We start from the raw sequence: 25,400 nt of genomic DNA, 5'->3' as shown, positions 1-25,400 counted from the left end.
TCTCTGTTCGTACTTACGATAGTATTGAGGATTCCCGTGTTTAGTCTCATCTGATGTAATAGCAAAATGGCTTAGTCCAACGTCTATCCCGACAGCTTTTCCTTCTGATGATTTTTGGGGTAAATCCTGACCATCATCATAAAGACAAGATGCGAAATATTCTCCCGATGGATTAACTGAAACCGTAACAGACTTTAAGCTTCCCTCTGGTTGCCGTGAAACCTTGCAATAGACTTCACCAATTTTAGGCAATACCAGAACATCATCTTTTAACTTACAGTGCTGAGGAAATCTAATCGACTGCCTATTTTGCTTTTTCTTGAAGTTAGGATATTTAGTTCTACCTTCAAAGAAATTAAGGAAAGCACTAGAAAGATTTAAAGCTGCTTGCTGTAATACCTGCGATGGTACTTCGCTTAACCACTCATGCTCTTTTTTTAGGGAAGGCAGCAGCCTAATTATTTCGTCTCTGCTTAATCCTTTTCCAGTTTGCTTGTAAGTTTCAGATGTCAAGTTTAGGGCGTAATTGTAAAACCATCTAGCACAGCCAAACGACTTGGCAAGCAAAACTGATTGCTCGCTTGTCGGATAGATTCTGTACTTAAACGCTTTTAACATCTTGTTTACCAGACTATATTTACTATGTTAAACTATGCAAGGCTAAACTGTCAAGGATTTAATCGTGCTTTGCGGTTCTATTCTGGTCGGGGTTTCATCCCTTCAGTACGAGGATCTTCACCCCGACATCTGTGATAAATTGGGTTATGTGTGCAAAGGAGTGAGCGAGTGACGTTTAGCATAGAACCAAAAATTATCAATCCGCCCAAAAACCGTCATGATTATCAATTGTCGGAAGTAATTCGCTATCGTGCTTGGGTAGAGATCGATCGCTCGGCGCTACAACAAAACGTGCGAAAAGTCAAGGCCTTATTAGCCCCAAAAACGGAATTAATGGCGGTAATTAAAGCTGATGCTTACGGACACGGGGCAGTTAAGGTGGCTAACAGCGTTTTAGAAGCCGGAGCGCAATCTTTAGCCATCGCGACTATTGGGGAAGGTATCGAACTACGGGAAGCGGGAATCGTTGCCCCAATTATGATTTTAGGGGCAGTGAATACCCCGGAAGAAGTGGCAGCCTTAGCCCATTGGCAATTGCAGCCCACCCTAGTACAAATCGAACAGGTGCAAATTTTTGCCACCGTTATGAGACGCTTAGAGCAGCGGCTGCCGGTTCATATCAAACTAGATACGGGGATGTCTCGCTTAGGTACACCATGGCAAAAGGGTACAAAATTCGTCGAACAGGTTTTAGAGGCTCCTAACCTGAAAATTGCCAGTATATACTCCCATTTTGCCACGGCTGACGATCCCAATCCCGAAATCATGCAGTTACAACGGCAAAGATTCCAACAAGCGATCGCCGAGCTAAGATCAAAAGGTTATCATCCCCCCTGTCTGCATTTAGCTAACTCTGCCGCTACTCTAAGCGATCGATCTCTGCACTACGATCGAGTTAGAGTCGGATTAGCTCTCTACGGTCTTTATCCTGCCAATCATCTCACCGATAAAGTCCCTTTGCAACCCGTCCTGCAAGTAAAAGCGCGCATTGCCCAAGTCAAAACTATTGCCGCCGGTTCGGGAGTGAGTTATGGTCATCAGTACATAGCGGCAAAAGACACTCGTATTGCTGTGGTCGGTATCGGTTACGCGGATGGAATTCCCCGCAATCTCTCCAATCGTTTAAAAGTATCCCTGAGAGGACGTTTAGTACCCCAAATCGGCGCGATAACCATGGATCAGTTAATGATTGACGTGAGCGAGATTCCGGACGTAAAAACAGGGGAAATCGTCACACTTATCGGCAAAGATGGCCCACAGTGCATTACCGCCGACGATTGGGCGCAGGATTTAGGTACGATATCCTGGGAGATTCTCTGCGGTTTTAAGCATCGTTTGCCGCGAATTACTATTAGCAATGGGTGTAATTAACTTTGCTTAGGCACTTACCGTTGTCAAGTGTGATCATTGCCAGTCTAGATTAGGGGATGAATTCTCTGGCGCTTTAGGTTAGAATAAACAGGGTTAATCGACGGCAACTGATTAGTTTTACCCTAGAGGCAGCGATGACTATAAGCAACGATTTACCCTTACCCCCCGGCAGTTTTGGATTACCCCTATTAGGAGAAACAATCGCTTTTTTGACCGATGGGGATTTTGCCAGTAAACGTCATAATAAATATGGTCAACTTTTCCGTACTCATATTTTTGGCAGTCCCACGATTATTTTATCCGGTGCCGAAGCTAACCGGTTTCTCCTCAGCAACGAGAACAAATACTTTGCGGCAACTTGGCCCAAAAGTACCAAAACTCTCCTAGGCAGCGCATCTTTAGCGGTGCATACAGGAGATGTCCACGCTTCCCGTCGTCGCTTAATCTATCAAGCTTTTCAACCCCGGTCCCTAGCAAGTTATATCCCTACGGTAGAAACAATTACCGCTCACTATTTAGAGCGTTGGCAAACCGCAAAAACCCTGTCATGGTATCCTGAATTAAGAAACTATACTCTCGATATCGCCTGTAAATTATTTGTCGGTCTTGACCAGGGTTCTGCTACCAAATTAGGAGAAGCTTTTGATACTTGGTGTGCGGGATTATTTAGCCTTCCCCTTCCCCTTCCCTGGACAGCTTTCGGCCAAGCATTACGCTGTCGAGAAGAATTACTGCAAGCGATCGAAACTATCATTTTAGAAAGACAAAAAAATGATGACCCAGGCCAAGATGCTCTTGGTATTCTTTTACAAGCTAAGGACGAAAACGGTCAAAGTTTATCCTTAGCGGAATTAAAGGATCAAGTGCTATTATTACTCTTTGCCGGTCATGAAACTTTAACCTCTGCTATCGCCACTTTCTGCCTACAAATGGCACTGCATCCCGATATTTTTCAGCTTGTCCTTGAGGAAATAACTAATTTTGATCTATCGACTCCTTTAAGCGTTGATACCCTCAAACAGATGACCTATTTAGATCGCGTTTTAAAGGAAGTTTTACGTTTTACTCCACCCGTGGGAGGAGGATTCCGTCGGGTAGTAGAAGACTGTCAATTTAACGGTTATCATTTGCCGAAAGGATGGGTGGTGCAGTATCAAATCACCAATACTCATAAAGATAATAATATTTATTCTCATCCTGAAACCTTCGATCCCGATCGCTTTTTAGCCGAGGAAAAACCCTACGGATATATCCCTTTTGGTGCGGGATTACGCGAATGTATTGGCAAAGAATTCGCTCGTTTAGAGATGAAAATTTTAGCCGTCCGTTTAGTAGAAAAATACGATTGGCAATTACTCCCCAATCAAGATCTCACCCTCACCGCTATCCCCACTCCCCATCCTCGCGACGGTTTACAAGTCACCTTTAAACCCCGATAAAAAAACTTTAAAAACAGTTTAGCGTTTTGCTCAGAGCCGTGAAATTTATTTCACGGCCTTTCGCTGGAACTAAGCTGAACAGAGGTTAATCGGCAGCGGGTAAAGCTTTCGATAATTCTCCATTTTGCTGATGATTTGGTGTATCGAATTCGAGAACTAAGTAACGAATTAAACGCGCTAGGGATTTTTGTAGCAAACCTTCAGCAATTTTTTGTCCTATCTGTTGGGTTTCGGGTTTAGCGATTAGTTTAGTCATCACTGGCACCATAGCCATGGCATCGAATCCTTTCGTTTCCTGTAAAATACTAAAGATGTTGCGAAGATGCTCAAAAGTCTTAGCATCACCTAATAATTCTGGGGGAGTTTCTTGCACCGCTAAACCCACCTGTTCCCGGAAATTAACCGTGAGATTAAACCAAGTGCGACGACCGAAGTTATCGAGAGCATTTACTAACTCATTCACTAATTTTTCGCGGATAAATATACCCCTGTCTGAAAGGAGAAAATCTAGCGCTTGATCGGTGACTTTATCGAAGTTAAAATCATTAGAATCTTTAGCATTACGCAAGAGATTTTCTAAACGATTCCAGCGAAAAGTCCCGTCTTTAAACAATAAATCCCGCAGGGAATCGCGCAACTCTGTGGAAGGATCGGTGAGCAGACGTTTCGCAATATAAGGATAGGCTTTGCTAAGTACCTTAAAATTAGGATCGATGCCAATCGCTATTCCCTCTAAAGTCACCATTGAGCGAATAATCAGGGCATAATAGGCGGGAACTCGAAAGGGAAACTCATACATCATCGCCGACATTTTATCGGTGATACTTTTAAAGTTTAATTCTGCCACACTCGCCCCTAAAGCATTACCAAAAACTTCCGAAAAAGCGGGAACAATTGGCTCTAAATTGGTAGTTGGTGACAGGAAGTCTAACTTAACGTAATCCTTGGCCAAAGACTCAAAATCCCGGTTGACTAAATGCACCACCGCTTCGATTAAACCGTAGCGTTGATAGGGTTCAATATTGCTCATCATGCCGAAATCAAGATAAGCTAATTTACCGTCGGGAGTCGCTAATAAATTACCCGGATGGGGATCCGCATGGAAAAATCCGTGTTCAAGTAATTGACGCAAAGAACACTGCACCCCCACATTAACTAAGTGGGTGGCATCAATACCCTGAGCTTGAATTTCTTTGATATTAGTTAATTTTGTGCCGTCCACCCACTCCATGGTTAAAACCCGTCTCCCGGTATATTTCCAGTAGATTTTGGGGATGTAAATTTCGGCAATATGACCATAAAGTTGAGCGAATTTTTCGGCGTTTTGTCCTTCGTGCAGATAATTAATTTCTTCAAAAATACGAGCGGCTAATTCGTCGGTAATTGCCACTAAATCGGAGCGAAGTCTTTTAATATTACCTTTCACCCAAGTCGCCAAACTACGCATGATATACACATCTAAAGTTATACAGCGAATCAAATCGGGACGCTGTACTTTAACGGCGACTCTCTCTCCGGTTTTTAATTTACCTTTGTAAACTTGTCCTAGGGAAGCGGCCGCTATGGGATTGGGGGATAATTCTGCGTAAATTTCCTGGGGAGAATAACCTAATTCTTCCTCGATAAAACGATAGGCAATTTCGTTAGGAAAAGAGGGTATTTGATCCTGGAGAGTGGTTAATTCTTCTAAATATAAAGGCGGTACTAAATCAGGCCTGGTAGAGAGAGCTTGACCGATTTTAATATAGGTCGGTCCCAATTTGGTCAACATTTCCCGCAATTGTACGGCCCGTCTAATTTCATTTTTTGGCGATTTTCCCCGCAGTTTATCCCACCAGATACCGATGACAAAAGATAAAACCGGTAGGGCAATTTCGATTAATCTCCCCACAACGTCTAGAGGTCGCCCACGGTAATAGTCGTTAATCACTTGGGGATTGTAGCGCCAACTCTCGGCTACGTTGTCATCCATGGGGCCGATATCTTCCCGATGCTCTTCGGGAATATGGACGGGCTGCACTTCAACGGTAATCGCTTCTTCGGGTTGCGTCTCTGGGGAGATCATCTGTTCGGACATAGTTCGGTGACGGGGCAGGGTGATTTGTAAACTATTGTAACAAGTATCGGCTTTCTGCCCGATCTTGTTTCTGTCTCCCTAGTTCTATGCTCAGGTTCGCCGTCAACTTTCCCCTGGTTATCCGTATTTTTGACGATTTCGAGGCTGATACTGCCCTGATTATCCTGAACCTAGGTGTCAAAAAATAGCGCGGTAATTTGGCTGGTTTCTAGGACTTTGTTAAATAAACTAGGGTCTGCTGACCGATAACTCAATTCACCGCTAATAATCAGAAGTTAAATTAGCTAAGTTAATCATTAATATTACCTCTCAAAGTATTCTACAATAGCTCTCGCTATCGATTCTGCACCATCTTTAGCCAGTTTAACCTTTAGTCGTGGCGGTTGGGGGGCTTGCCGTAAAAAGTCCCAATTACCTTGAAAAAATTCTTCACTGCTAATAATTTGATGATCACTATAATCTTGGATTCCAGCCAATAAAATCGCTGATTCGGCGAAACCTTCTCGAGTGAGGGAAACAATCGGAACCTCTAATTTTAAAGCCTCGGCAAAGGTACTATATCCCGGTTTGGAAATAATTCGATCGCACAGGGGCATAAAATCCACGGGACGATAGCTCCGATCCGGTTTATCCTGTAAGCGGACTAAATTGGGCAATTCGGGCGCGTTTTTTTCAAAAGTGATAAATTGCCAATCGGGAAAACTGGCGAGTTTATCATAGGGAATTGCTTCTAATCCTAACCCACCAAAACTCAATAAAATAGTTTTTTCTTTAGGGGCATTTAGCTTAAATTCCTGTCGCAATTGTTCTTCACTGTAGCGGGGTGTACCTCCGGTTAAACCTGCCTCGGTGACATGGGGAAATGCTGTCATTGCTTCTGCTAAAGGCAGTTTAAATAAGCGATCGCATTGATTATAACAACGACTAATCCAATCACTAATAATGGCGAATTCTTCACCCCAATCACGATAGATAAAATCCCAGCCAAAGTTACCAATCATCCAACAAGGAAGCCCCGCACTTTTGGCAATTAGTGATGCTAAAGGCGGTAAATCGGCCACAACTAAACCGACACGATTAGTTTTAATAAAATTAACTTCACTGGCAATAATTGCCCTTGATTGAGCAATTATTTGTTCTAATTTTTCTTTAGTAGCTAATTTATCCATCGTTAAACTATCCGATTGGATTACCCCCACATCAAACCCCCGGTGTCTTTGAATATATTCTCCTGATATGTAGGAATCTAATAACCAGCGCGGAGCAGTGGTGACTAATATTGGCAAAATTTCGGGATTAAGTTCAATAATATTAGCTACTACCGAAGCAGTGCGGACAGCATGGCCAAAACCATGATTAGTAACGGCAAAATAAACAACAGGACGAGACATAAATATCAAGTAAGGTGACAATAATAAGCGAGAAATTTTGTTTTTTAGACTGTAGATAATAATTACCCTTAATTTTAGGGAGGCAAATGAGGCAGGATATAAATACTAGCAAAAGCATAATATTCCGCTCCCAGTTGACAAGCTTCTTGCAGTAAAGATAAAGCCTCCGAGTCTCCTTGTTTTGCTAAACGTAATAATGCTAACAACTTTTTAATATATTGACTGCGATGGTTGATTAATTCTTTTCGTCCACGCAGACCATTGAGATCAAAAATATCTTCAACAATTTGACCACGCCGATCCCGACCATAAACACTGGCCAATTTTGCCATTTCATCCCAAACAAATTCAAGATGTGTATTCGGATCGGTTACTCCATCCGTGGGGTCTATTAACAGAGGATTTCCCGTGATATCATCGAGAGGAAAATTTGTGCCTTTGTGATTGGCATCATTACATTTATCACAAGAAAGCAGTAAATTCTCCCAAGTAAAAGTCAGATTAGGATACTGGCTTTTTGGATAAAAATGTTCGATCGCTCCATAGGTGACAACTGTAATTTTGCTTTCACAGTAAGCACATTTGCCATTAAACATCCTGACTAATGCTTCTTTAACTTGCTGATGACGGTATTTATTTTGTGCTTGGTTAATTTGAGCTTTACTTGCCTTGTTGTTTGATTGTATTGATTCTAAAGCCTCTAGCCAACGAGCGGCATTTTTAGCTAATACGGGTGGCTCTGATATTCTGGTGACAGGAATCAAGATAAACGCTCCTCTAGTAAAGCATCAATTCGGGATTCTAAACTGTCAGGTTGACTAATTTCGCTAAAGGGTTTAACTTCTTGAACAAATAATGACAGTTGTTCATATTCTCGCTTTTCTTCTGCTGCCAGATTTTTATTTTTACGATTTAGTTGATGGTAACGATTAATTTTATTTTCTGTAGCAGTGGGATAGGTTGATTTCAGACCAAAAGCAGCACTTGTTAAAGTACGATCAACATTGGCGGCTAATTCTAAATAAGGAACTTCTACAATCTGCAATTCACCCGCTACCAGATCGATTCGTAGAGTTAAAGAATCTTCCCCCGCACCGGCAGCAATTAAAGGACTATGGGTAGCAACAAAGAATTGAAGATTGGGAAAAACTTTCTGTAACCATCCAGCGATTTCTCTTTGCCAGGAGGGATGTAAATGAATATCTAACTCATCGATTAATACCACCCCAGAAGCTTCTGTGGGGTTATTTAGATCGGGGAAGGATTGTAATAATCGCCAAATTAAATCCCCGGCTAAAGCAATCATACTCCGAAAACCATCGGATAAACTAATGGTTGGAACTTTTTGACCGTTAACTAGAAACTGAATCAAGCCATCGGCGGTTACTTCAGCAATTTCTACATTACCGGGTAACAGTTTAGTAATTGCTTCTTCGCCGATTTTTTTCATTTGTTTGGCTTGACTATCTTCAGGATTTTTGGCTATTCGATAATCTAAATACACCATCCATCTCTCAAAAGAACTTAAAGATGTATCCTCATTAAATTGGGTGAAAAAGTTACTAGAGCGTTTCGGGGGTTCAAGACTAGGAATGATCACTTGACTCACTCGTGTCAAACGACGGAAAGCTCCATAACCGACGGCAAACCAACCCTTATTATCGGAGGCAAAAGCATTGGCGCGCAACCAACTTAAAACTTTGCTATTTGCTTCGATTAATGCTGGCTCTGTATAAGTTTGTTTGTCCTTACTTCCTCCCACCTCTAACCTTTCCGTGCCTGTAACAAAATAGGAATAAGAAAAACTTTGTCGATTGCCAAATTTTCCCGTATCCCCCTCTTCTTGATGAAGCACTGCGGTTAATTTACCCGGTGTTTTAGGATTACATATCCAACCAGTCGGACGTGGTAATAATTCTTTGGCTGCTTCTGGTCCCGCGAGCAGCAAAGCTAAAGCCTGTAGAATCGTGCTTTTTCCTACTCCATTTTCTCCCAATAAAGTGATCCAATGGTAAGGTTTAGCTCGCCAACGACGTTGATTATTAGGATTACTAATAAATTTAATCTCTTGATTCTGGAAGCATTTAATGTTTTCGAGTTTTATACTTTCAACCCACATCGACATTCCCCCAGAGAATAACAGCGATCGATAAAATTCTAGCTTATCTGGCCACATCTAGCCCTTTTTGGCCTTCATCTCTAAATCAAGTAAAAAACCCTCTCTTGGGGGAGAGGGTGAATTAGATTTAGGAATTTTCCTCTAATCCAAAGACGCGATTAAAAGCTTTCAAGACTTTATAACCAGAATCGATCGATTCTAGGGGATCTTTCCGCAAACGGTGACGTAAACAGAGAACAATTACCCGACGGATATCATCTACCGTCACAGTTGTCCTTCCTTCCAAAGCGGCCAGAGCTTTAGCGGCGCGATTGGTAACGATATCGCCGCGCAATCCATCCACGTCCAACTCGGAACAAACCTCGGAAATTTTCACCCGCAGATCATAATCAAGCTCCACAGAAGGCAAAAGATTTTGGGCCTCCACTAGCTTTCTTTGTAGTTCTTCCTGTTCTAAGTTGTATTTCTCTAAAAACGAGAGAGGATTGCCATCAAATTCCGCACGCTGTTCCACGATTTTGACCCGTAGAGGTGGTTCTTTGACGGTGTGAATCTCGGCGTGCATTCCGAAGCGATCGAGCAGTTGTGGGCGCAATTCTCCCTCTTCTGGGTTGCCCGATCCCACCAAAACAAACCGGGCCGGGTGACGGATGGAAATTCCTTCCCGTTCCACCGTATTCCAACCACTAGCGGCCGAATCCAATAGCACATCGACGAGGTGATCGTCAAGTAAATTGACTTCATCCACATAGAGAATGCCGCGGTTAGCTTTGGCCAGCAAACCCGGTTCAAAAGCTTTTACCCCTTCTGACAGGGCCTTTTCGATGTCAATTGTGCCACAGACCCGATCCTCCGTCGCACCGAGGGGCAGATCTACCATAGTGACTTTTTTCTTGGCAATGGCCAACGGGATGGCCTCGTCCACCCTTTGCCGCACCTCATCGCTCATTAAATCGGGATCATTGGGGTCAGAATTAAAGGGATCGTTAGCAACTACGTCAATTTCTGGTAAAAGGTCAGCTAAAGCCCTAATTGTGGTGGATTTTCCCGTACCTCGATCCCCCATAATCATCACCCCGCCAATTTTGGGGTCGATGACGTTGAGCATTAGGGATAATTTCATTTCTTCCTGGCCGACAATAGCGGTGAAGGGAAAAACCACGCGGCGAGTTTTCGGAGGAGCTTGGGGAGTCACGGTCATAAGTGGATTCAAAAGTCAATAGTTTTTGAGTAAAGAATTATATCTAGTGGGGGTTCTAGCCGTCAGCTTTCAGCAAAGCTTTATTATTGTAAGTCTTTTTTCCTGCTTTTTAAGATCCAGCGCCAGAGGGGATGACCCGGCCCTTTGGCCCGAATTTTCCGCACCTGTTGCTCTAAGCGCAGTTTTTCTCTGGGGGAAAGTCCTAAAATAATATTGCGACTTTGCCAGACTAACACTGCTCCTGTAATGGCAACACAAAAGGCTAGACCGATAGAAGCCCAGTAATTGAAAGCTAAAGCATATCTCACGGCTGTCCAAGTAAAATATTGCCGCATTAAAGCTATATCATCCCATAAAACCCATAAACTCGCCGAACCAATCACTAACCAACAACCCAACACGAATAACCAACGACCCCATACCGTCAGTCGATGTAATCTTTGGACTTGTTGCTGTAGTTCAGAATCGGCCATTTCAGTAATCAGTGAGCAGTAATCAGTGGAGGTGTGGGGTGATGGGGTGTGGGGTGTGGGGTGTGGGGTGTGGGGTGTGGGGTGATGGGGAAATGGGGTGATGGGGTGATGGGGAGAATCAATAAAGGTAGTCTATTGACAACTGCTCACTGATTACCACTGTCCACTGAAAACTCAAATCTGATAACTGATAACTGATAACTGATAACTGAATTATCCCTTGACAATTGCCCCAAAATCTGCTAGGACTCGGGCGTGATTTCGCAGTAAACCCAAGAGATTTAAACGATTGCGACGGACAGATTCTTTTTCTGCCATGACTAACACACTATTTTCGCCATCAAAAAAGTCAGCCACCAGGGGAGAAATTGCTGTTAAAGCAGTGACAAGACGCTGATAATCTCTTTGCTCTCTTGCGCTGATAGTTTCGGGAATTAGGGCAATTAAAGCGTCATAAAATGCTGGTTCCGAGGATTGTTCAAATAACTCCGTATCGATGATTGCCTTGGTTTCTAGGGTAGTTGTATCTAAATCTCCTTTTTGTGCCAAACGGGTCGAGCGATTGACGGTTTCATAGATGTTGGCTAACTGACCATCCTGACGAATTTGGGATAAAAAGCGAGCGCGTTCACGGGTATCTAATAAATTTTCCAGAGCGCGAGACTTATACTCTGGATCGTTTTCCCCTAAAACTGCATTAACGAGATCGTAATCTATCCTCAAATCATCAATTAAGAGAGTTTGCAGACGTTGTAAAAAGAAATCTTTAATCAGATTGACTGGGTTGGGTTTATCGGGATGACTGGTGACAAAATCCTGAGCTATTTGCTCAATTAATGCCAAAAGATTGATATTAAAATCGGCTGACCAGATAATACTAATTATTGCATTGGCAGCCCGACGGAGAGCGAAGGGATCAGAGGAACCAGTGGGCAGCATTCCCAGTCCAAAAATACCGACTAAAGTATCTAAGCGATCGGCAATTCCCACCACTTGACCGGTGATTGTTTCCGGGAGTATATCCCCAGCATTGCGAGGCAGATAATGTTCAAAAATGCCCCGAGCAACTACAGCTGATTCACCGCTAATTAAAGCATATTTTTCGGCCATTACTCCCTGTAATTCGGGGAATTCGTAAACCATTTGGGTAACTAAATCCGCTTTACAAAGCATGGCAGTGGACTCTATATCACTGCGACTTTGTTCATCGAGATTTAACTGTTCGACGATCATCTGGGCAATTTCCATAATCCGATCGACTTTATCGCGCATGGTTCCCAATTCTTCTTGGAAAGTGACGGTTTCCAGTTGGGGAAGGAAACTATCTAAGGGTTCATCACAATCGGCAGTATAGAAAAATCTGGCATCCGCTAACCGCGCGCGGATAACCCTTTCATTTCCTGCGGAGATAATCTCAGATTTCTGGGGATCGCCATTGGAAATAGTAATAAAATAGGGGGACAAACCCTGGGGAGTTTTGACCGGGAAATAACGCTGATGTGTCACCATCACGGTAATAATTACTTCTGAGGGTAATTCCAGAAATTCATCGTCAAATTTGCCGACAATTGCCGTGGGATATTCGACTAAGTTGGTCACTTCTGCTAATAAATCTGCGGGAATTTCTGCCACTCCCTCCAGTGTTTTGGCTAGGGTGGTAATCTGATCGGTAATTATCTGTTGACGCACTTGCGGATCCGCTTCCACAAAAATCGATCGCAAACTGGTTAAATATGCCTGGGGATGACTAATGGCTAGGGATTGCGGGTGTAGAATGCGATGACCAAAAGTTAATCGATCGCTGGTTAAAGTGGTAGAGCCATTAATTAATTCTAGGGGTAAAACTTCCCCATCAACTAAAGTTAATAACCAACGAATTGGCCGGGGAAATCTTAAGTCTCCATCTCCCCAACGCATAAAACGTCTTCCTTCCAAACGGGTAATCCATTGGGGAATTAATTCAGTTAAAATCTCGGCTGTTTGACGACCTGGAATCGTTTTTTCAATATAGACAAATTCTCCTTTGTCTGTGGCGCAAATTGAGAAAGCATCGGTGCTAACTCCCTGTTTTCGAGCAAAACCCTCACCAGCGGGGGTAATTTTGCCATTTTTGTAGGCGGCACTAACTGGCGGTCCTTTTATCTCCTCGCTGCGAGCTTCTTGATCCGTCGGTAATCCTGTGATTAACACGGCCAAACGGCGCGGGGTTCCGTAAACTTGAATAGCAGTCGCATCTAGAGATTCCGTCTCTAAACTCTTGCTAACTCTTTCCTGCAATTGTGCGATTGCGCTATCGACAAAATCTGCGGGTAGTTCTTCTGTACCGACTTCCAGTAAAAAATCCATCTGATTGATTGGCCGTGTTTATGCTTCACCGATCATCTAGGCTATCACAGAAGCCGTGTCCTTAGTTTTTGAGCAGCTGTACTGCATTTAAACTGCATATTGGAAATTTTAGTACAAATGCTCAAACTTCCTCGACCTAGCTCTGGCGCTGCCCACTCTCCTATCCCTTTTAAACAGTATGTTAGTATAACTATATGGCGATACAATTGCATTAGCTTGGCTAAAGGGACAAAGTTGCTATCATATTTTATCTGTTATGTCAATAAAGTTATGAAACGATTTCTATTATTATTTTGTGTTCTCGTGAGTTTTTTGCTGTTTATCAGCTTTGAGATTGATTTTTCCTTGTCTGCACTAGCTCTAACTCGACAACAGCTAGAAGGGCCGGGGCAGCTGTTGTATCAATCCCGTCATAGTTTGAGCGATGATACAGGTAGTGCTTGGCAGGTGGTGTTGTTCAAACGAATTAAGGATGGGGAAACCCTAGAAATTAGTTTGCGCTTGGTGGGATTTCCTGAAGGGATTGAGTTTCTCCATGGAGAAAGATTGACGATAACGACAGCTAAAGGCGAAATTTTAGCGGCTAAGGATGCTTTTGCCGAAAAATCACCAGCAGCTAACGTCGGTCAATACGAGATGCAGGATATCTTACCGCAGCTACCCGTTACTGAAGCGATCGAACTTTCCCTACCCCTAGAGGCTCCCCGTCATCTTAACATCCCGATTCCTGTACTTTTAGAATGGCAAAGTCTGCTTTTTTCGGCAAATGTTCGACTTTTTGGGTTAGGGTGAAAGATGCAGCAAATTGGAATCAGCGACGATGGGAAAGATTAATTTATTAGTCAGTGCCACCTCTGAGGATTGGATAGAACAGGCAATTAATAATTTAGGGATTATTCTGCTCGATCATTCCCATTGTGAGCGAAAAGCGGCAGGAGTGGCCTTAAATCTCATGTTTCGTTATCCTTCCTACGCTTCCCTCGTGCGGAAATTAACAGCGATCGCACAAGAGGAATTAGAACATTTTGAACAGGTAAATCAATGGTTAGATAAATGGGGAATTCCCCTCGCTCCCTTGAATTCTCCCCCTTATGGTGCTAAATTAAAGGCGCAGATTCGTCACCAAGAACCCGATCGCCTTTTGGATTCTCTGTTAATATCAGCTTTAATCGAGGCGCGTTCCCACGAAAGATTGGGTTTATTGGGAGAATATTGTCCTGATCCCGATTTAGGCAAATTTTATCGCAGTCTCATGGCTTCCGAAGCGCGTCATTATGGTATTTATTGGCTATTAGCAGCGGATTATTTTGAACGGACAGTGATCGAGCAACGCTTAGAAACCCTAGCGGCGATCGAAAGTGAGATTTTAGCCAATCTGCACCCGGAACCTCGTATTCATAGTTGATTGCACTAATAGGGACAAACCCTATCTAAATTACTCGTTCAACTCAATTTCTCTCTTAGAAAAGGGTAAATCTTGATTAATTGCCTCAATTTCTTCCTGTTCCATTTGATTGATTTCCTGGATATAATTGCGGAGAATTTGAGTCATTTTGCCATGATAAAAACGGTGTAAACTGTGATTAGCAGTAGCGGGAAAACCCCGTCTTTTTTTATGTTGTCCTCCCGCACCGGGGTCAAACATGGTAATACCTTGACTAATTGCCCAATCGATCGGTTGATAGTAACAAGCTTCAAAATGTAAACAGTCGTACTCTTGAAAACTGCCCCAGTAACGACCATAAAGATTAGTATCTTTGCGAATACAAAAAGATAAACCCACCGGTTTAGTATCCTTTTCATTTTGGTAGGCAGTAATCAAAACCACTCGCTGACGATAATTCGGATATAATTGTTCAAAAAATTTCTGTGTCAGGTATTTACTTCCCCAGTAAAATTTATCACAGGTACTGCTATAAAACCGATAAATTAACGGGAATAAATGATGGGGAACTTCTTCAGCAGCCAGAGTTTTAATAATTAACCCCGCATTAGTCACCGCTTTCCGTTCCCGTTTAATATTGCGGCGTTGATTAGCATTAAAAACCGTCAGATAATCTTCAAAACTTTGAAAACCTTTGTTATTCCAAATATAACTATGGTGTAACCAGGGAGTAAAGCCAAAATTTTCCATTAAAATTCGCCATTGGGGATCGACAAAAAGAAAATGACAACCCGACAGATGATTTTGGTCACAAAAATGATCAATCGCCGCTATCATTAAAGCAGTAATCTCCAGTTCATTTTCCCCCAGAGCAATTAAAAAACGATAACCCACCGCAGGAGTAAAAGGGGTCATTCCTAACAGTTTCGGATAGTATCTAATCCCCAAACGATGGGAAAGATCGGCCCATTGATGGTCAAAGACAAATTCACCGTAACTATGACTTTTAATATACAAAGGAGCGGCGGCAATTAACTCAGTACCGCGCCAAACTGTTAGATGAGCAGGTTGCCACCCCGCGCGTCCCGTGGCGCTGCCGGAAGTTTCGATATTATGTAACCATTCCCACTCTAGAAAGGGAGTAGTTAGGGGTTGAGCGAGAGCATCCCATTTTTGTTGGGGAATCTCACTCATTTTATCAATCCAAACGACAGAATATTGGGGTTTAAGCTGTTCTACCATGGGACAAGATAAGTCAACCTTTTTATTTAAGGTAATCTAGTTTTGAGATTTATGGGACTGCCGTTCAAGGGAATAATGTAAAAAAATTTCTTCTTCCACGGTTTCCACGCTCAAAAGTCGCAATTTTCTGGCATAATCAGCCATAAATCCAGTTCCCCCCAGGGGAGTTGCCGCTTTATTGCCTCCTAACAGCAACGGACAAATAGTTAGATGGATTTCATCGATTAAATCTTCAGCTAAAAGAGAGGCAATTAATTCACCTCCTCCCAGAATCGCCAGCTTTTTAAGACCTAAAACCGTAAATTGACTAAAAATAGGCTTCCAATCACCGCAGACTAAGACAAGCTCAAATAAACCCCGATTTTCCCATGCTGCCACTTTTTCTGCTGCCGTGATTAACCAGCGAGGGAAAGGCTGCTGAAAAAATTTCATCCGGGGGTCAAGCTGACCTGAATGAGAACAAACGATCTGTATCGGCTGCGGAGATAATCCCCGTTGTTGACGGTATGCGAGAAAATCGGGATGACGAATAGGAAGACTGGTGTGATAAGCGCGCAGGGTGTTAGCACCGAATAAAGCGGCATCCATGCGCGATAAATGTTGTTCTAGACGCATTTTATCGGTAGCCGAAGCAAATCTGGCCGCCGATTGGTAGGCGTCGGCAATTTTACCATCGGCACTCATGGCTAAAATAACGGTGGTGTGAGGACGATTCATGGCAAATGATCGGGGATATCACCCGGTCCGATTGGTGAATAGGCTAGTATAGTCTAGAGTTTGATAGCAAGAATCAAACCGATTTCTGCCCATGTCTATCGGTCAATCCTCCTTTCGTCGTATTCTGCTCTCTCGCTTACTCCTAGTCAGTGTACCTGTACTACTAATGGGAGTTTATGTTACCTATCGTAAGGCGCGATCGGCTTTTTTGGAAACGGCCCGTCAAAATCTCACCGAAAGTGCCATCAGAAAAGCAGACAATATTGAGCAATCAATTCAATTTTTGCAGGCTAATCTTATCACTGCGGGGGAAAGTCTGGTTTTAAAACAGGGAACCTTAGCCGAAAAAGAAGCTTTTTTACAACAATTCACGGCACGGCTTCCTAATCAGATTAACTGTGTGAAATTAATTGATATTAAGACCAAGAAACCTTTATTAAATCGAGCCTGTGAGCCAGAAATTATCAAAGTTTTGCCCCTAGAAAGATGGACAGAAAAACCGACTAGCTTTGCTAGGAATATCGAAAATATTTTAGTTAGAGGTTTACCCCGACAATTTCTAACTAAATCTCCCAATAATAATCGTCAATTAGAATTAGTTTTTGCCGTTCCCATCTACGATAATCAAGGACAATTACAATCTAGTCTGATTCTGCAAGCTTCTCTACTTTACGGTGAGAAGGTTTTACCCGGTTCTTTGTCAGGTTATCCCGTGGTTATTTCTGAAAATGGCATTATTCTCGCTCATCCCTATTTTCGTCGCATTGGTAGGCATATCAGTCAAGAAGCTGATGCTGAACGCTTAAATAGTATTATCAATAATGCTATCCGAGGAAAACAAAATTTCTTGCATTTATTTTCTTTCGAGAAAGATGGCAAAGAATTAGTCGCTGGTTATAGTTCCCTCCCCAGTCCAGTTACGGGAGAATCATCCCAAAAATGGATAGTTTTAGCCATTAGTCCCCTCTCCCAAGCTCTGGCTCCTCTGCAACAAATTTGGGAGGCAATTTTTTATCTGATTTCTGGTTTATTATTAGCTTATTTAGTAGCTATTATACTGATCACTAGGGATTTAGCCATACCTTTAGAAAAACTACGAGATTATGCCTTAAATATTCAGAAAATTCCTTCACAAAATATTACACCACAGAACTTTAATATTCGAGAAATTAATCAGTTAGCCTCGGCCTTAGAGGAAATGCTCGAACGTTTACGCCTTTGGGGAGAGGAAATAGTTAAGAGTCGGCAAGAAGCGGAAAATGCTAATCAATTAAAAAACCAATTTTTGGCGAATACTTCCCACGAATTACGCACCCCTCTCAATGGTATTATTGGCTCAATTCGTTGCGTTATGGATGGATTTTGTAATAGTGAGCAGGAGGAAAAAGAATATCTGCAACAAGCGGATAATGCAGCTGTACATCTTTTGGAAATTATTGATGATATTCTCAGTATTGCTAAAATAGAAGCGGGCAAACTTTCTGTTAATCCTGAACCAGTAGATTTACACCAAATTATCAATGAAGTTATTAATTTACAAACAGCATCGCTGCAACGTAAGCACTTAAAATTCAATCTACTTTTTTGTCCAGAAATTCCTATAGTCTGTGCTGATACCACTAAATTAAAACAGGTAATTTTGAATGTTATTTCTAACTCAATTAAATTTACTGATACAGGCACAATTTCTTTGATAACTCACTTAGAACATCCACAGGCTATTATTACTATAATCGATACAGGAATCGGTATAGACCCCCAGCAACAATCAAAATTATTTCGCCCTTTTGTGATGATTGATGGTTCCACAACCAGAAAATTTAGCGGTACGGGTTTGGGATTAGCTATTTCTAAGAATTTGATGAAAATGATGGGGGGAGATATTACTATCTCTAGTCAAGGTCAAGGTTTAGGAACAACTGTGGAAATTATTCTTCCTCTAGTGGGGGAAAGAAAGCTTGATTCTACCCCAGAGGAAACCTCATCTTTGCCGATTATTACCTCTCTTAAAAGCTAAAATATCTCTATTTAATTTCTGTAATTTATGAGGAATTTAGTTTATAATTCCTCTAAACTTTCTACAGGCAAATTAACCACCTGATAAGCACCAAAAACCTCGATTGCATCGGTATAATTGGTTAATTCTTCTAAAGTTGCCGCGATTAAATGCTGTTGATCTGGATTAATTTCTAGATCGATAAAAAATATGTATTCCCCTAAAGATATTTTAGTTGGTCGCGATTCGATCCGAGATAAATTAAGCTGACGTTTGGCAAAAACTTCTAAGGGTTTGACTAAAGCTCCGGGTTGATCTAAAACCTGAAAAGCGAGGGACATTCGCTCACCTTGAGGATGGGAAGTTAAAGCCATTATCCAAAAACGGGTACAATTATCGGGATAATCATTAATTGGTTGTATTAATATTGGTACATTATAGAGTTTTGCCGCCCGGGGAGAAGCAATCGCGGCCGAATTACCCTCTCGATCGAGAATTTGAATCGCTTCTGTGGTAGAATTGGTGGGAATAATTGGCACGGTAGGTAAATTGTTTTCTAGCCATTTTTGACATTGGGCTAAAGCTTGGGGATGGGAATAAACGGTTTTAATTTCTGTTAGCGATTGTCTAGGAGATAGAAGTGCATGGGAAATCGGTAAAACTAATTCTTGTTGAATCTGTAACCCGGGTAATTGCCATAAAGCATCAAGAGTCATTACCACACTTCCTTCGGTGGAATTTTCCACCGGGACGACTGCTAAATCGGCCTGATTTTGGACAACCGCTCGCAGGGCCAAGGCAATGCTAGGATAGGGTATTAATTGACGAGGCTGGGGTGGTAAACTATTAGCATAGGCTAAAGCGGCTGTTTCTGAATAGGTTCCCACTGGCCCCAGATAAGCGATCTTTACAGTCATTTAGATTATCCCCGCAAGCAATTTTTTCTAGCTATTACAGCCTTTTTCATAAATATCAAGTATAACCTAATTTGGTATTGACTCCTATCTCCTATCTGCTGGATTCTGCTATAATCATGTCAAGTCAGCTTCACTTTGTTTGATGGTCAATTGACTGATTTTTTGGCGAGTTTCCTCGATGGTTAACCCTTGGGCTAAATCCCCCAATTCTTTGAGAAGATCATTAGTTAAGGAGAGAGATATTTGGCTATCCTGACCCGATAAATAGACAACTTTGGCTAATTCGGCCAGTTTAACTTTTTTGCTGGTGCGATTTTGGTAACTGACCGAAAACCCGTTAATCTCCGCAGACTCTTGCTGGGTAATTGCCGACTTTAAACGTTCCTTGAGATGTTCCATCTCTGTATCTAAAATCCTCCATTGCTGGTAAATTTCCCAATAACGATTAGTTAATCTTTCCAGATTCTCACCCGCGGGATCGGGAGTAATTAAATGGGAAAGCTGCAAAAGACGATGATGGATTTGGGCCGTATATACAGGGTCTTTTTGTGCATATTCTAGCTGGGCCGCGGTTAAAGGTCTTTTGCCCCAATTCCCCCCCTGTTCACTTTTATCAATAGCGGGAAAATGACAAAGACATTCAGCCACGGTTTTTAGTTGATAATTGGGTAAAGGAGCAATATAGTAGGGAACTTTTTTAGCTAACTCTAGGGTACAAGTAATTTTTTTAACTTTGCTTTTACCGCCCAAAAATTTACAATCATAACTAGCATTGTGAAAAACCTTTTCTATCCGGTCAACCAGCATGATTTTAGTGATAAAATAGTTAGTAAGATCGGGTCGATCAAGAACATCCAAAATTGTCACCCGCTCACCCGTTAAGTCCGTGGAATCAGCAAGAATTTGAATCAGAGACAAACGGGGAGTCTTGCTATCGTAATCGGCTACTTCCGTATCTAACCAAAGAATGGGAAAATGGCCAAAGTGATCGATCGCATTCCTAATAGCGTCGGATTCCGTTAAATAAGGCATGGTTGCAGAGGCTGAAAAATGTATCAAAAAATCTTGATAGCAGTAGATTTGTCGGAGATGGGGGAGAGTGTCTTTAAGGAGGCTGTATCCTTAGCCAGTAAGTACGAAGCTAACCTCCTACTACTACACGTCCTTTCCCCTGAAGAAGATTATAGCCCTTTACCGATTCCACCCAATTTAGCCGATATTTACCCCGCCCAGGGTAATGATCTCACTCTCGATTTTTGGCGGCAACAATGGGAAGAATTCGAGGAGAAAGGGGTGGCCATGTTGCAAAAAAGAGCTAGTCAAGCGGGAGAAATGGGTGTAAAGGGAGAATACCGGCAAATTTACGGTCATGCAGCCAAAACTATCTGTAAAGTGGCGCGAGAGGAAAATATTGATTTAATTGTCATCGGTCGGCGTGGGCGATCGGGTCTAGGAGAGTTATTCTTAGGTAGTGTGAGTAATTATGTTCTCCATCATGCCCCCTGTTCCGTCTTAATTGTTCAACATCGTCAGGGCTAAAAATTCCCGTTAGCTATTTCCCCCTAAAATCCCCAAACGATTAAAAGGAAAAAAGCGAAAAACCGCCCTACCAATCACGTTATTTTCCGGTAAAAACCCCCAGATATGGGAGTCATTGCTATTATTGCGATTATCTCCCATGACAAATAAATTATTCTCTGGCACAAGCAAAGGTATTAAATTATATTGAGGGGATTCTAGAATATAATCCTCTGACAAGGGTTGATTATTCAGGTAAATTTTGCCCTCCTTGACAGCAATCACATCCCCTGCTGTGGCAATCACTCTTTTAATAAAAGCTTGGTCCTTTTGGTATCCCTGTAATTGTAATTGTGCCGGCGGTTCAAAGACGACGATATCCCCCCGTCGAGGGGGATGGAAATCGTAGGAAAGTTTTTCCACCACTAAGCGATCGCCCTGTGCTAAGGTGGGTAACATAGAATCAGAGGGGATAAAACGAGGTTCAGCCACAAAAGTGCGAATCAGTAGGGCTAAAATTAAAGCTATAGTGATAATTTGCAGATTTTCTCGAATAGAAGCCCAAAAACTCTTAGATTTGTCCTTATTAATTTCTTGTTCTTGCATTATTACCCAGATGATGGTTGGTTTGACATACTCCCACCGTCAAGCTACGCTGTGATGGGGGATTCTTGACCCATCGCTGTTAGAAATTCCTTGTTCTAACGAGACAGCTTAGATTCTCAATGTCTCCACTGAAAATCTTTCTTACCGGACTCTCCCAAGGCGTTTGGGTCGGTTTCTGTTTGCCCAACAGTACCGTTGAGATGATTTCCCAAATATTTCAACCCTTTTTTAAGAATGTTGATTGCTGCATTATGATCCCTATCTAAGACTGTTTTACAATTGGGGCATTGATGAGTTCTAGTGCTTAATGATTTTTGAACTCTCGTCCCACAAACTGAACAATCTTGAGTCGTGAAATGGGGAGGAACAGCAACACAAACAATCCGATAAATCTTGGCAAAATAATTCAACCATTCAGTGAATTGATACCAAGAAGCATCACTAATCGACTTAGACAGCTTACGGTTTTTGACTAAGTTTCTTACCTTTAAAGCTTCATAGACTACCAGATCATTAGACTGGACTAACGCCAAAGCGTCTTTAATTGCTTTGTCTTTACGTTGTCTTGACACTTTAAGATGAAGCCTAGCTACTTTTATCCGTTGCTTGTGATAGTTTTTAGACTGTTTCTTTCCTTGACGAAATCGTTTTGATAATCTCCTTTGTGCTTTTTTCAGTCGTTTTTCTGACTTTCTTAAATAACGTGGATTCTCTACAGTATTACCTTGAGCGTCAGTATAAAACTCTTTTAACCCTAAGTCAATTCCTGTTATTTGTCCCGTTGGTTTATGGTATTCTTGCCGTTCTACGTCAATCAAAAACTGACAATAATAACCATCGGCACGTCTAACAACTCTTACTCGTCTAATCTGTTGCTCTGAATAATAAACTAAGGTTTTTTGACTACACCATAAATCAAATTCTCCTGCTTTAAAACCATCAGTAAATCTGATTTTACGTCGATTATCAGATAGTTTGTAGCCCGTTAGTTTATACTCAACGGAACGGCTATGCTTTTTGAACCGAGGAAAACCCTTTTTCCCAAGTATCTTAGCATGACAATTCTGGTAAAACCTAGTAATTGATTGCCAGGCTCTATCAGCAGCCGATTGACGAGCTTGAGAGTTTAATTTATTAACCCAAGGTGTCTCTTTATTATTAGCTAGTACCGCACAAAGTTTTTGGAGATCATTGCGGGTTGTTCCTTTATTTTCTATCCAATAACGAACACAATAGTTACGCACAAACTGAGAAGTTTTGATAGCTTCATCAAGCTGGTGATATTGCTCTGGGGTTCCGTTTTTTAGCTTTGCTTCTACGACTAGCATCTAACAATCCACGACCATTGGCCAAATTAAATATAACACAGTTTACCCACAGATGGTGGAATTAAACCGATGCTCCGTTGCTAATATTCTGGTCGGATTTCATTTGCCGTTAATTTTGCTGAGTATCTTGTCGAAAAATGTAGCGGGGGCATTCATCCGACATTTTAGGTAAGCTAAACGGCACTTAACCTGCATGATCCAATAGCTATAACCCTTTTGGAGTCTATATCGGTGATCCGAAGTAAAAGCCGTTTAGCTTAACTTAGCTTTCGCTTGCTGCCAGAAAACCGTTAATTCCTCTAGTGTATAGTCATGGAGAGGCTTTTCCGCCACAGATTCCACTAGGGAAAAACGTTGAATAAAACGCAGATTAGTCTCTTGTAAAGCGATACTGGGGTCTAAATTATACCAGCGAGCAAGATTGACAATAGTAAAGAGTAAATCGCCTAATTCTGCCTGTTGATGCTCTTTATCGCCCGATTCTAGGGACTCTTGCCATTCTGCCAACTCTTCGCCAAATTTTTCCCAGACTCCTGCGATATTTTCCCACTCAAAACCGACTCGCGCCGCTTGCCGAGAAATTTTCATCGCCCCGATCAAGGGTGGTAAAGTTTGGGCATAACGGGTTAATTTGCCGCTAATAGTCGGGTCATTTTTTTCCTCAGCTTTGATTTTCTCCCAATTTTGACGCACCTGTTCGGGATTTTCTAGGGATAGATCTCCAAAAACGTGGGGATGACGACGAATTAATTTATCAGTGATGCCCCTAGCCACTTCTTCTAGGCTAAAATTACCCTCATCACTGGCAATTTGGGCTTGTAAAACCACCTGTAGCAGTAAATCGCCTAATTCCTCGGCAATGGCAGTTTTATCACCGCTTTTAATCGCCGCTACCACCTCATAAGCTTCTTCGATAACGTAGGGAATCAGGGTTGCCGGGGTTTGAGCTAAATCCCAAGGACAGCCGCTTTCTGGGTCTCGTAAACGGGCAACAACGGTGATTAAATGGTTTAATGCCTCTAAGATGGCCTTGTAGCTGGGATTGTCGGTTTCTGGAAGGCTAGACATCGATTTTTTCCGGTTTTCTCCCCCAGTATACCGGTTAGTTATCAGTGATCAGTGATCAGTTATCAGTGATCACTGATCAGATGTGAGTTTTCAGTTAACTGATCACTGTTTACCGATCACAGCAAAAAAGCTCTCATCTCCCTATCTTCTAATATTCAGTTACAGCCTTTCTCATAATAGATGAAGTTTAACCTAATTTGAGCGAAGACCGACTCCCCAAAACGAAAACTTCGTACCTCACCATTCAGATAACTGCTTTAGCTCAATAACGATGAAAAAAAACCCGGTGAAACCGGGTTGCACTAGCTTGGAATGTGTATAGTCAACTGATAAAGCAGTTGAAAACTTAAATAAATCTAAATAGAAAAAAGGTAAGCAATTGTAAGAAAATCAGATTTAATGAACTACCCCGCAAGTTAAGGGACAAGAAGCATAAACAGCTTGATGAGAGGTTTTTACCTCACCGTGTAACCAGTGCAACCAGCTAACTTCATGGGGATGAATACCTTTTGCTGTTAATAAAGCGGCACTAATTAGGATAGCCAAAATATTGATGCCGATAATCATTCCCGCCACTAAAAGCACGGAACTAATCGGTAAAACTGACTGTAAGATAATCGCCGACAATGCTCCCACTGTCATCATTAATACTACTAAAGGAAATCCCACTACTAATAAACAGACAGTGAGGACGAAACTCCAGAGAAGAAAGCTTTTTAGCATTGCTAAAGAAACGTGGCCCCAGTTATTTCTTGCGGTTAATTGCATCTTCCTGACCTCTTACAAACTTGGTGGTCTAACTTTTCTGCACGTCGGCTCAAAGTTGATGAAAACCAGTATAGGGAAAACACCGAAGAAGATGAGCTATTCGCAATATAAATTTACAATCATCGCTGATCATCTATGTTATATGTATCGAACTATTACAAGAATCGGCGAGAGGTATCGAAAACTTTACAATCAATTTCTCTTGATCCCCAATGCAGTTTCCTGCTGAAATCCTTGATCCCCGTCGATAATCCTTTCTTGTCTCCCTGTCCTCAGATTTTTCCTCGTCTCGTTGTAACAAATATTTACAAGTACCTCTAGAATTCTCAGAAAATAGGTGGACGGGAGTTGGGAGATGGGAGAGGGGAGACCACTTCGTGCGCGTTGCGGGGGGAAGTGGGGAAGTGGGGAGAAAAAGCTGACGGCTTTTCTTTGTCACAGAATTGACATCCGGCCGTTATAGTCCTGACAAATGAGAGTTATATGCTGAAGTTAATCCAGCAAAGGAATAAATCATTTCCCCTAACCCAGCTTTCCTCAAGCTTCCCACACAGGGTCTAGGGGAAGTTTATTTTTCTGCTGATTTTACCGAAATTTTGGGTTAAAGCCCCGTCCTTTTAGGACGGCTTTTTAAACTATAGCTTGTTAACTTAACTTTTATTGTGCTATACTGACTTTATCTAGGGTCTGCTGAAAAAGTTATTGAAAAGCACAGGTCTCTTAATCAATGATTTCACTTAGCTACAAGCATAAGCTTTAGTTGTTGATTAGCTTCTAAGCTATAACTTATTATAATCATTGACCGAGAAAAAGTGCGGTTT

Annotated in this window: 21 protein-coding genes and 1 pseudogene; 6 read left to right on the top strand and 16 right to left on the bottom strand. The window is 42.0% G+C overall.

Annotated features, from left to right (window positions below; genetic code table 11):
• Positions 1 to 618: RNA-guided endonuclease InsQ/TnpB family protein (locus IM479_RS15445; protein WP_287687801.1), on the bottom strand; the 618-nt coding region annotated here is incomplete at its 3' end.
• Between the two features lie 168 nt (positions 619 to 786).
• Between IM479_RS15445 and alr the strand changes: the two genes are divergently transcribed.
• Positions 787 to 1,989, top strand: coding sequence for an alanine racemase (gene alr / locus IM479_RS15440; RefSeq protein ID WP_287687799.1), 1,203 nt, complete (start codon positions 787 to 789; stop codon positions 1,987 to 1,989).
• A 134-nt stretch (positions 1,990 to 2,123) separates the two neighbouring features.
• The gene (locus tag IM479_RS15435) at positions 2,124 to 3,428 is read left to right on the top strand and encodes a cytochrome P450 (protein ID WP_287687797.1); all 1,305 of its coding nucleotides are present in this window, start codon (positions 2,124 to 2,126) and stop codon (positions 3,426 to 3,428) included.
• A gap of 85 nt (positions 3,429 to 3,513) precedes the next feature.
• On the opposite strand, the gene IM479_RS15430 is transcribed toward IM479_RS15435, so the two are convergent.
• From IM479_RS15430 to glyS, 7 genes are all read right to left on the bottom strand, one after another.
• Positions 3,514 to 5,505, bottom strand: a complete 1,992-nt coding sequence (locus tag IM479_RS15430) for an ABC1 kinase family protein (protein ID WP_287687795.1) — start codon at positions 5,503 to 5,505, stop codon at positions 3,514 to 3,516.
• A 302-nt stretch (positions 5,506 to 5,807) separates the two neighbouring features.
• Positions 5,808 to 6,896, bottom strand: a complete 1,089-nt coding sequence (locus IM479_RS15425; protein ID WP_287687794.1) for a glycosyltransferase family protein — start codon at positions 6,894 to 6,896, stop codon at positions 5,808 to 5,810.
• Between the two features lie 74 nt (positions 6,897 to 6,970).
• Complete coding sequence (locus tag IM479_RS15420) at positions 6,971 to 7,660, bottom strand: retron system putative HNH endonuclease (protein ID WP_287687792.1); 690 nt, start codon at positions 7,658 to 7,660, stop codon at positions 6,971 to 6,973.
• Positions 7,657 to 9,072: an AAA family ATPase gene (locus tag IM479_RS15415; RefSeq protein ID WP_287687790.1), complete on the bottom strand. Its 1,416-nt coding sequence runs from the start codon at positions 9,070 to 9,072 to the stop codon at positions 7,657 to 7,659. Before IM479_RS15415 ends, IM479_RS15420 begins: the two co-directional genes overlap by 4 nt.
• 70 nt (positions 9,073 to 9,142) lie before the next feature.
• Positions 9,143 to 10,216: a magnesium chelatase ATPase subunit I gene (bchI, locus tag IM479_RS15410; RefSeq protein ID WP_286826902.1), complete on the bottom strand. Its 1,074-nt coding sequence runs from the start codon at positions 10,214 to 10,216 to the stop codon at positions 9,143 to 9,145.
• 83 nt (positions 10,217 to 10,299) lie between these two features.
• The gene (locus tag IM479_RS15405) at positions 10,300 to 10,689 is read right to left on the bottom strand and encodes a hypothetical protein (RefSeq protein ID WP_286826903.1); all 390 of its coding nucleotides are present in this window, start codon (positions 10,687 to 10,689) and stop codon (positions 10,300 to 10,302) included.
• Between the two features lie 213 nt (positions 10,690 to 10,902).
• On the bottom strand, positions 10,903 to 13,035 hold the full coding sequence (glyS, locus tag IM479_RS15400) for a glycine--tRNA ligase subunit beta (RefSeq protein ID WP_287687789.1): 2,133 nt from the start codon (positions 13,033 to 13,035) through the stop codon (positions 10,903 to 10,905).
• A 270-nt stretch (positions 13,036 to 13,305) separates the two neighbouring features.
• Between glyS and IM479_RS15395 the strand changes: the two genes are divergently transcribed.
• On the top strand, positions 13,306 to 13,827 hold the full coding sequence (locus IM479_RS15395) for a DUF3122 domain-containing protein (protein WP_287687788.1): 522 nt from the start codon (positions 13,306 to 13,308) through the stop codon (positions 13,825 to 13,827).
• A gap of 28 nt (positions 13,828 to 13,855) precedes the next feature.
• Positions 13,856 to 14,440: a MiaE family protein gene (locus IM479_RS15390; RefSeq protein ID WP_287675913.1), complete on the top strand. Its 585-nt coding sequence runs from the start codon at positions 13,856 to 13,858 to the stop codon at positions 14,438 to 14,440.
• A gap of 30 nt (positions 14,441 to 14,470) precedes the next feature.
• On the opposite strand, the gene IM479_RS15385 is transcribed toward IM479_RS15390, so the two are convergent.
• Together IM479_RS15385 and IM479_RS15380 are read right to left on the bottom strand one after the other, a co-directional pair.
• Complete coding sequence (locus IM479_RS15385; protein ID WP_287687786.1) at positions 14,471 to 15,661, bottom strand: GNAT family N-acetyltransferase; 1,191 nt, start codon at positions 15,659 to 15,661, stop codon at positions 14,471 to 14,473.
• A gap of 36 nt (positions 15,662 to 15,697) precedes the next feature.
• On the bottom strand, positions 15,698 to 16,378 hold the full coding sequence (locus IM479_RS15380) for a RibD family protein (protein WP_287687785.1): 681 nt from the start codon (positions 16,376 to 16,378) through the stop codon (positions 15,698 to 15,700).
• A gap of 91 nt (positions 16,379 to 16,469) precedes the next feature.
• Here IM479_RS15380 and IM479_RS15375 point away from each other — a divergent pair, with 91 nt between their 5' ends.
• Positions 16,470 to 18,395 carry a sensor histidine kinase gene (locus IM479_RS15375; protein WP_287687784.1) on the top strand — a complete coding sequence of 642 codons (1,926 nt, stop codon included), beginning with the start codon at positions 16,470 to 16,472 and terminating at the stop codon, positions 18,393 to 18,395.
• A 41-nt stretch (positions 18,396 to 18,436) separates the two neighbouring features.
• Here the strand turns inward: IM479_RS15375 and pheA are convergent, their stop codons facing one another.
• Entirely contained in the window at positions 18,437 to 19,291 is an 855-nt protein-coding gene (gene pheA / locus IM479_RS15370) for a prephenate dehydratase (RefSeq protein ID WP_287079054.1), read from the bottom strand.
• A gap of 114 nt (positions 19,292 to 19,405) precedes the next feature.
• The gene (locus tag IM479_RS15365; RefSeq protein WP_287687782.1) at positions 19,406 to 20,323 is read right to left on the bottom strand and encodes a ribonuclease D; all 918 of its coding nucleotides are present in this window, start codon (positions 20,321 to 20,323) and stop codon (positions 19,406 to 19,408) included.
• A gap of 18 nt (positions 20,324 to 20,341) precedes the next feature.
• On the opposite strand from IM479_RS15365, the gene IM479_RS15360 reads away from it, so the two are divergent.
• Complete coding sequence (locus tag IM479_RS15360; protein ID WP_287687780.1) at positions 20,342 to 20,830, top strand: universal stress protein; 489 nt, start codon at positions 20,342 to 20,344, stop codon at positions 20,828 to 20,830.
• A 9-nt stretch (positions 20,831 to 20,839) separates the two neighbouring features.
• Here the strand turns inward: IM479_RS15360 and lepB are convergent, their stop codons facing one another.
• The 4 genes and pseudogenes from lepB to IM479_RS15340 form a co-directional block, all read right to left on the bottom strand.
• Complete coding sequence (gene lepB / locus IM479_RS15355) at positions 20,840 to 21,415, bottom strand: signal peptidase I (RefSeq protein ID WP_287079052.1); 576 nt, start codon at positions 21,413 to 21,415, stop codon at positions 20,840 to 20,842.
• Positions 21,416 to 21,454: 39 nt separating this feature from the next.
• A pseudogene (locus IM479_RS15350) lies at positions 21,455 to 22,743 on the bottom strand (RNA-guided endonuclease InsQ/TnpB family protein).
• 252 nt (positions 22,744 to 22,995) lie between these two features.
• Positions 22,996 to 23,811 carry a nucleoside triphosphate pyrophosphohydrolase gene (gene mazG / locus IM479_RS15345; protein WP_287687545.1) on the bottom strand — a complete coding sequence of 272 codons (816 nt, stop codon included), beginning with the start codon at positions 23,809 to 23,811 and terminating at the stop codon, positions 22,996 to 22,998.
• Between the two features lie 396 nt (positions 23,812 to 24,207).
• Positions 24,208 to 24,579, bottom strand: coding sequence for a hypothetical protein (locus IM479_RS15340; RefSeq protein ID WP_287687543.1), 372 nt, complete (start codon positions 24,577 to 24,579; stop codon positions 24,208 to 24,210).
• Between the last annotated feature and the right edge of the window lie 821 nt (positions 24,580 to 25,400).

Origin of the sequence: Microcystis sp. M165S2, from assembly GCF_020245885.1 — a bacterium.
GTDB lineage: Bacteria > Cyanobacteriota > Cyanobacteriia > Cyanobacteriales > Microcystaceae > Microcystis.
Note: the sequence above shows the minus strand (reverse complement) of the source record. Positions and strands in the feature narration are given on the sequence as shown.

Bases quoted from the DNA above. Each gene is read 5' to 3' on its own strand.
- pheA (WP_287079054.1), bottom strand. From the start codon at position 19,291: ATGACTGTAAAGATCGCTTATCTGGGGCCAGTGGGAACCTATTCAGAA.
- IM479_RS15430 (WP_287687795.1), bottom strand. From the start codon at position 5,505: ATGTCCGAACAGATGATCTCCCCAGAGACGCAACCCGAAGAAGCGATT.
- IM479_RS15425 (WP_287687794.1), bottom strand. From the start codon at position 6,896: ATGTCTCGTCCTGTTGTTTATTTTGCCGTTACTAATCATGGTTTTGGC.
- IM479_RS15385 (WP_287687786.1), bottom strand. From the start codon at position 15,661: ATGGTAGAACAGCTTAAACCCCAATATTCTGTCGTTTGGATTGATAAA.
- glyS (WP_287687789.1), bottom strand. From the start codon at position 13,035: ATGGATTTTTTACTGGAAGTCGGTACAGAAGAACTACCCGCAGATTTT.
- IM479_RS15395 (WP_287687788.1), top strand. From the start codon at position 13,306: ATGAAACGATTTCTATTATTATTTTGTGTTCTCGTGAGTTTTTTGCTG.
- IM479_RS15375 (WP_287687784.1), top strand. From the start codon at position 16,470: ATGTCTATCGGTCAATCCTCCTTTCGTCGTATTCTGCTCTCTCGCTTA.
- mazG (WP_287687545.1), bottom strand. From the start codon at position 23,811: ATGTCTAGCCTTCCAGAAACCGACAATCCCAGCTACAAGGCCATCTTA.
- IM479_RS15365 (WP_287687782.1), bottom strand. From the start codon at position 20,323: ATGCCTTATTTAACGGAATCCGACGCTATTAGGAATGCGATCGATCAC.
- lepB (WP_287079052.1), bottom strand. From the start codon at position 21,415: ATGCAAGAACAAGAAATTAATAAGGACAAATCTAAGAGTTTTTGGGCT.
- IM479_RS15415 (WP_287687790.1), bottom strand. From the start codon at position 9,072: ATGTGGCCAGATAAGCTAGAATTTTATCGATCGCTGTTATTCTCTGGG.
- IM479_RS15435 (WP_287687797.1), top strand. From the start codon at position 2,124: ATGACTATAAGCAACGATTTACCCTTACCCCCCGGCAGTTTTGGATTA.
- IM479_RS15360 (WP_287687780.1), top strand. From the start codon at position 20,342: ATGTATCAAAAAATCTTGATAGCAGTAGATTTGTCGGAGATGGGGGAG.
- bchI (WP_286826902.1), bottom strand. From the start codon at position 10,216: ATGACCGTGACTCCCCAAGCTCCTCCGAAAACTCGCCGCGTGGTTTTT.
- IM479_RS15390 (WP_287675913.1), top strand. From the start codon at position 13,856: ATGGGAAAGATTAATTTATTAGTCAGTGCCACCTCTGAGGATTGGATA.
- IM479_RS15405 (WP_286826903.1), bottom strand. From the start codon at position 10,689: ATGGCCGATTCTGAACTACAGCAACAAGTCCAAAGATTACATCGACTG.
- IM479_RS15380 (WP_287687785.1), bottom strand. From the start codon at position 16,378: ATGAATCGTCCTCACACCACCGTTATTTTAGCCATGAGTGCCGATGGT.
- IM479_RS15340 (WP_287687543.1), bottom strand. From the start codon at position 24,579: ATGCAATTAACCGCAAGAAATAACTGGGGCCACGTTTCTTTAGCAATG.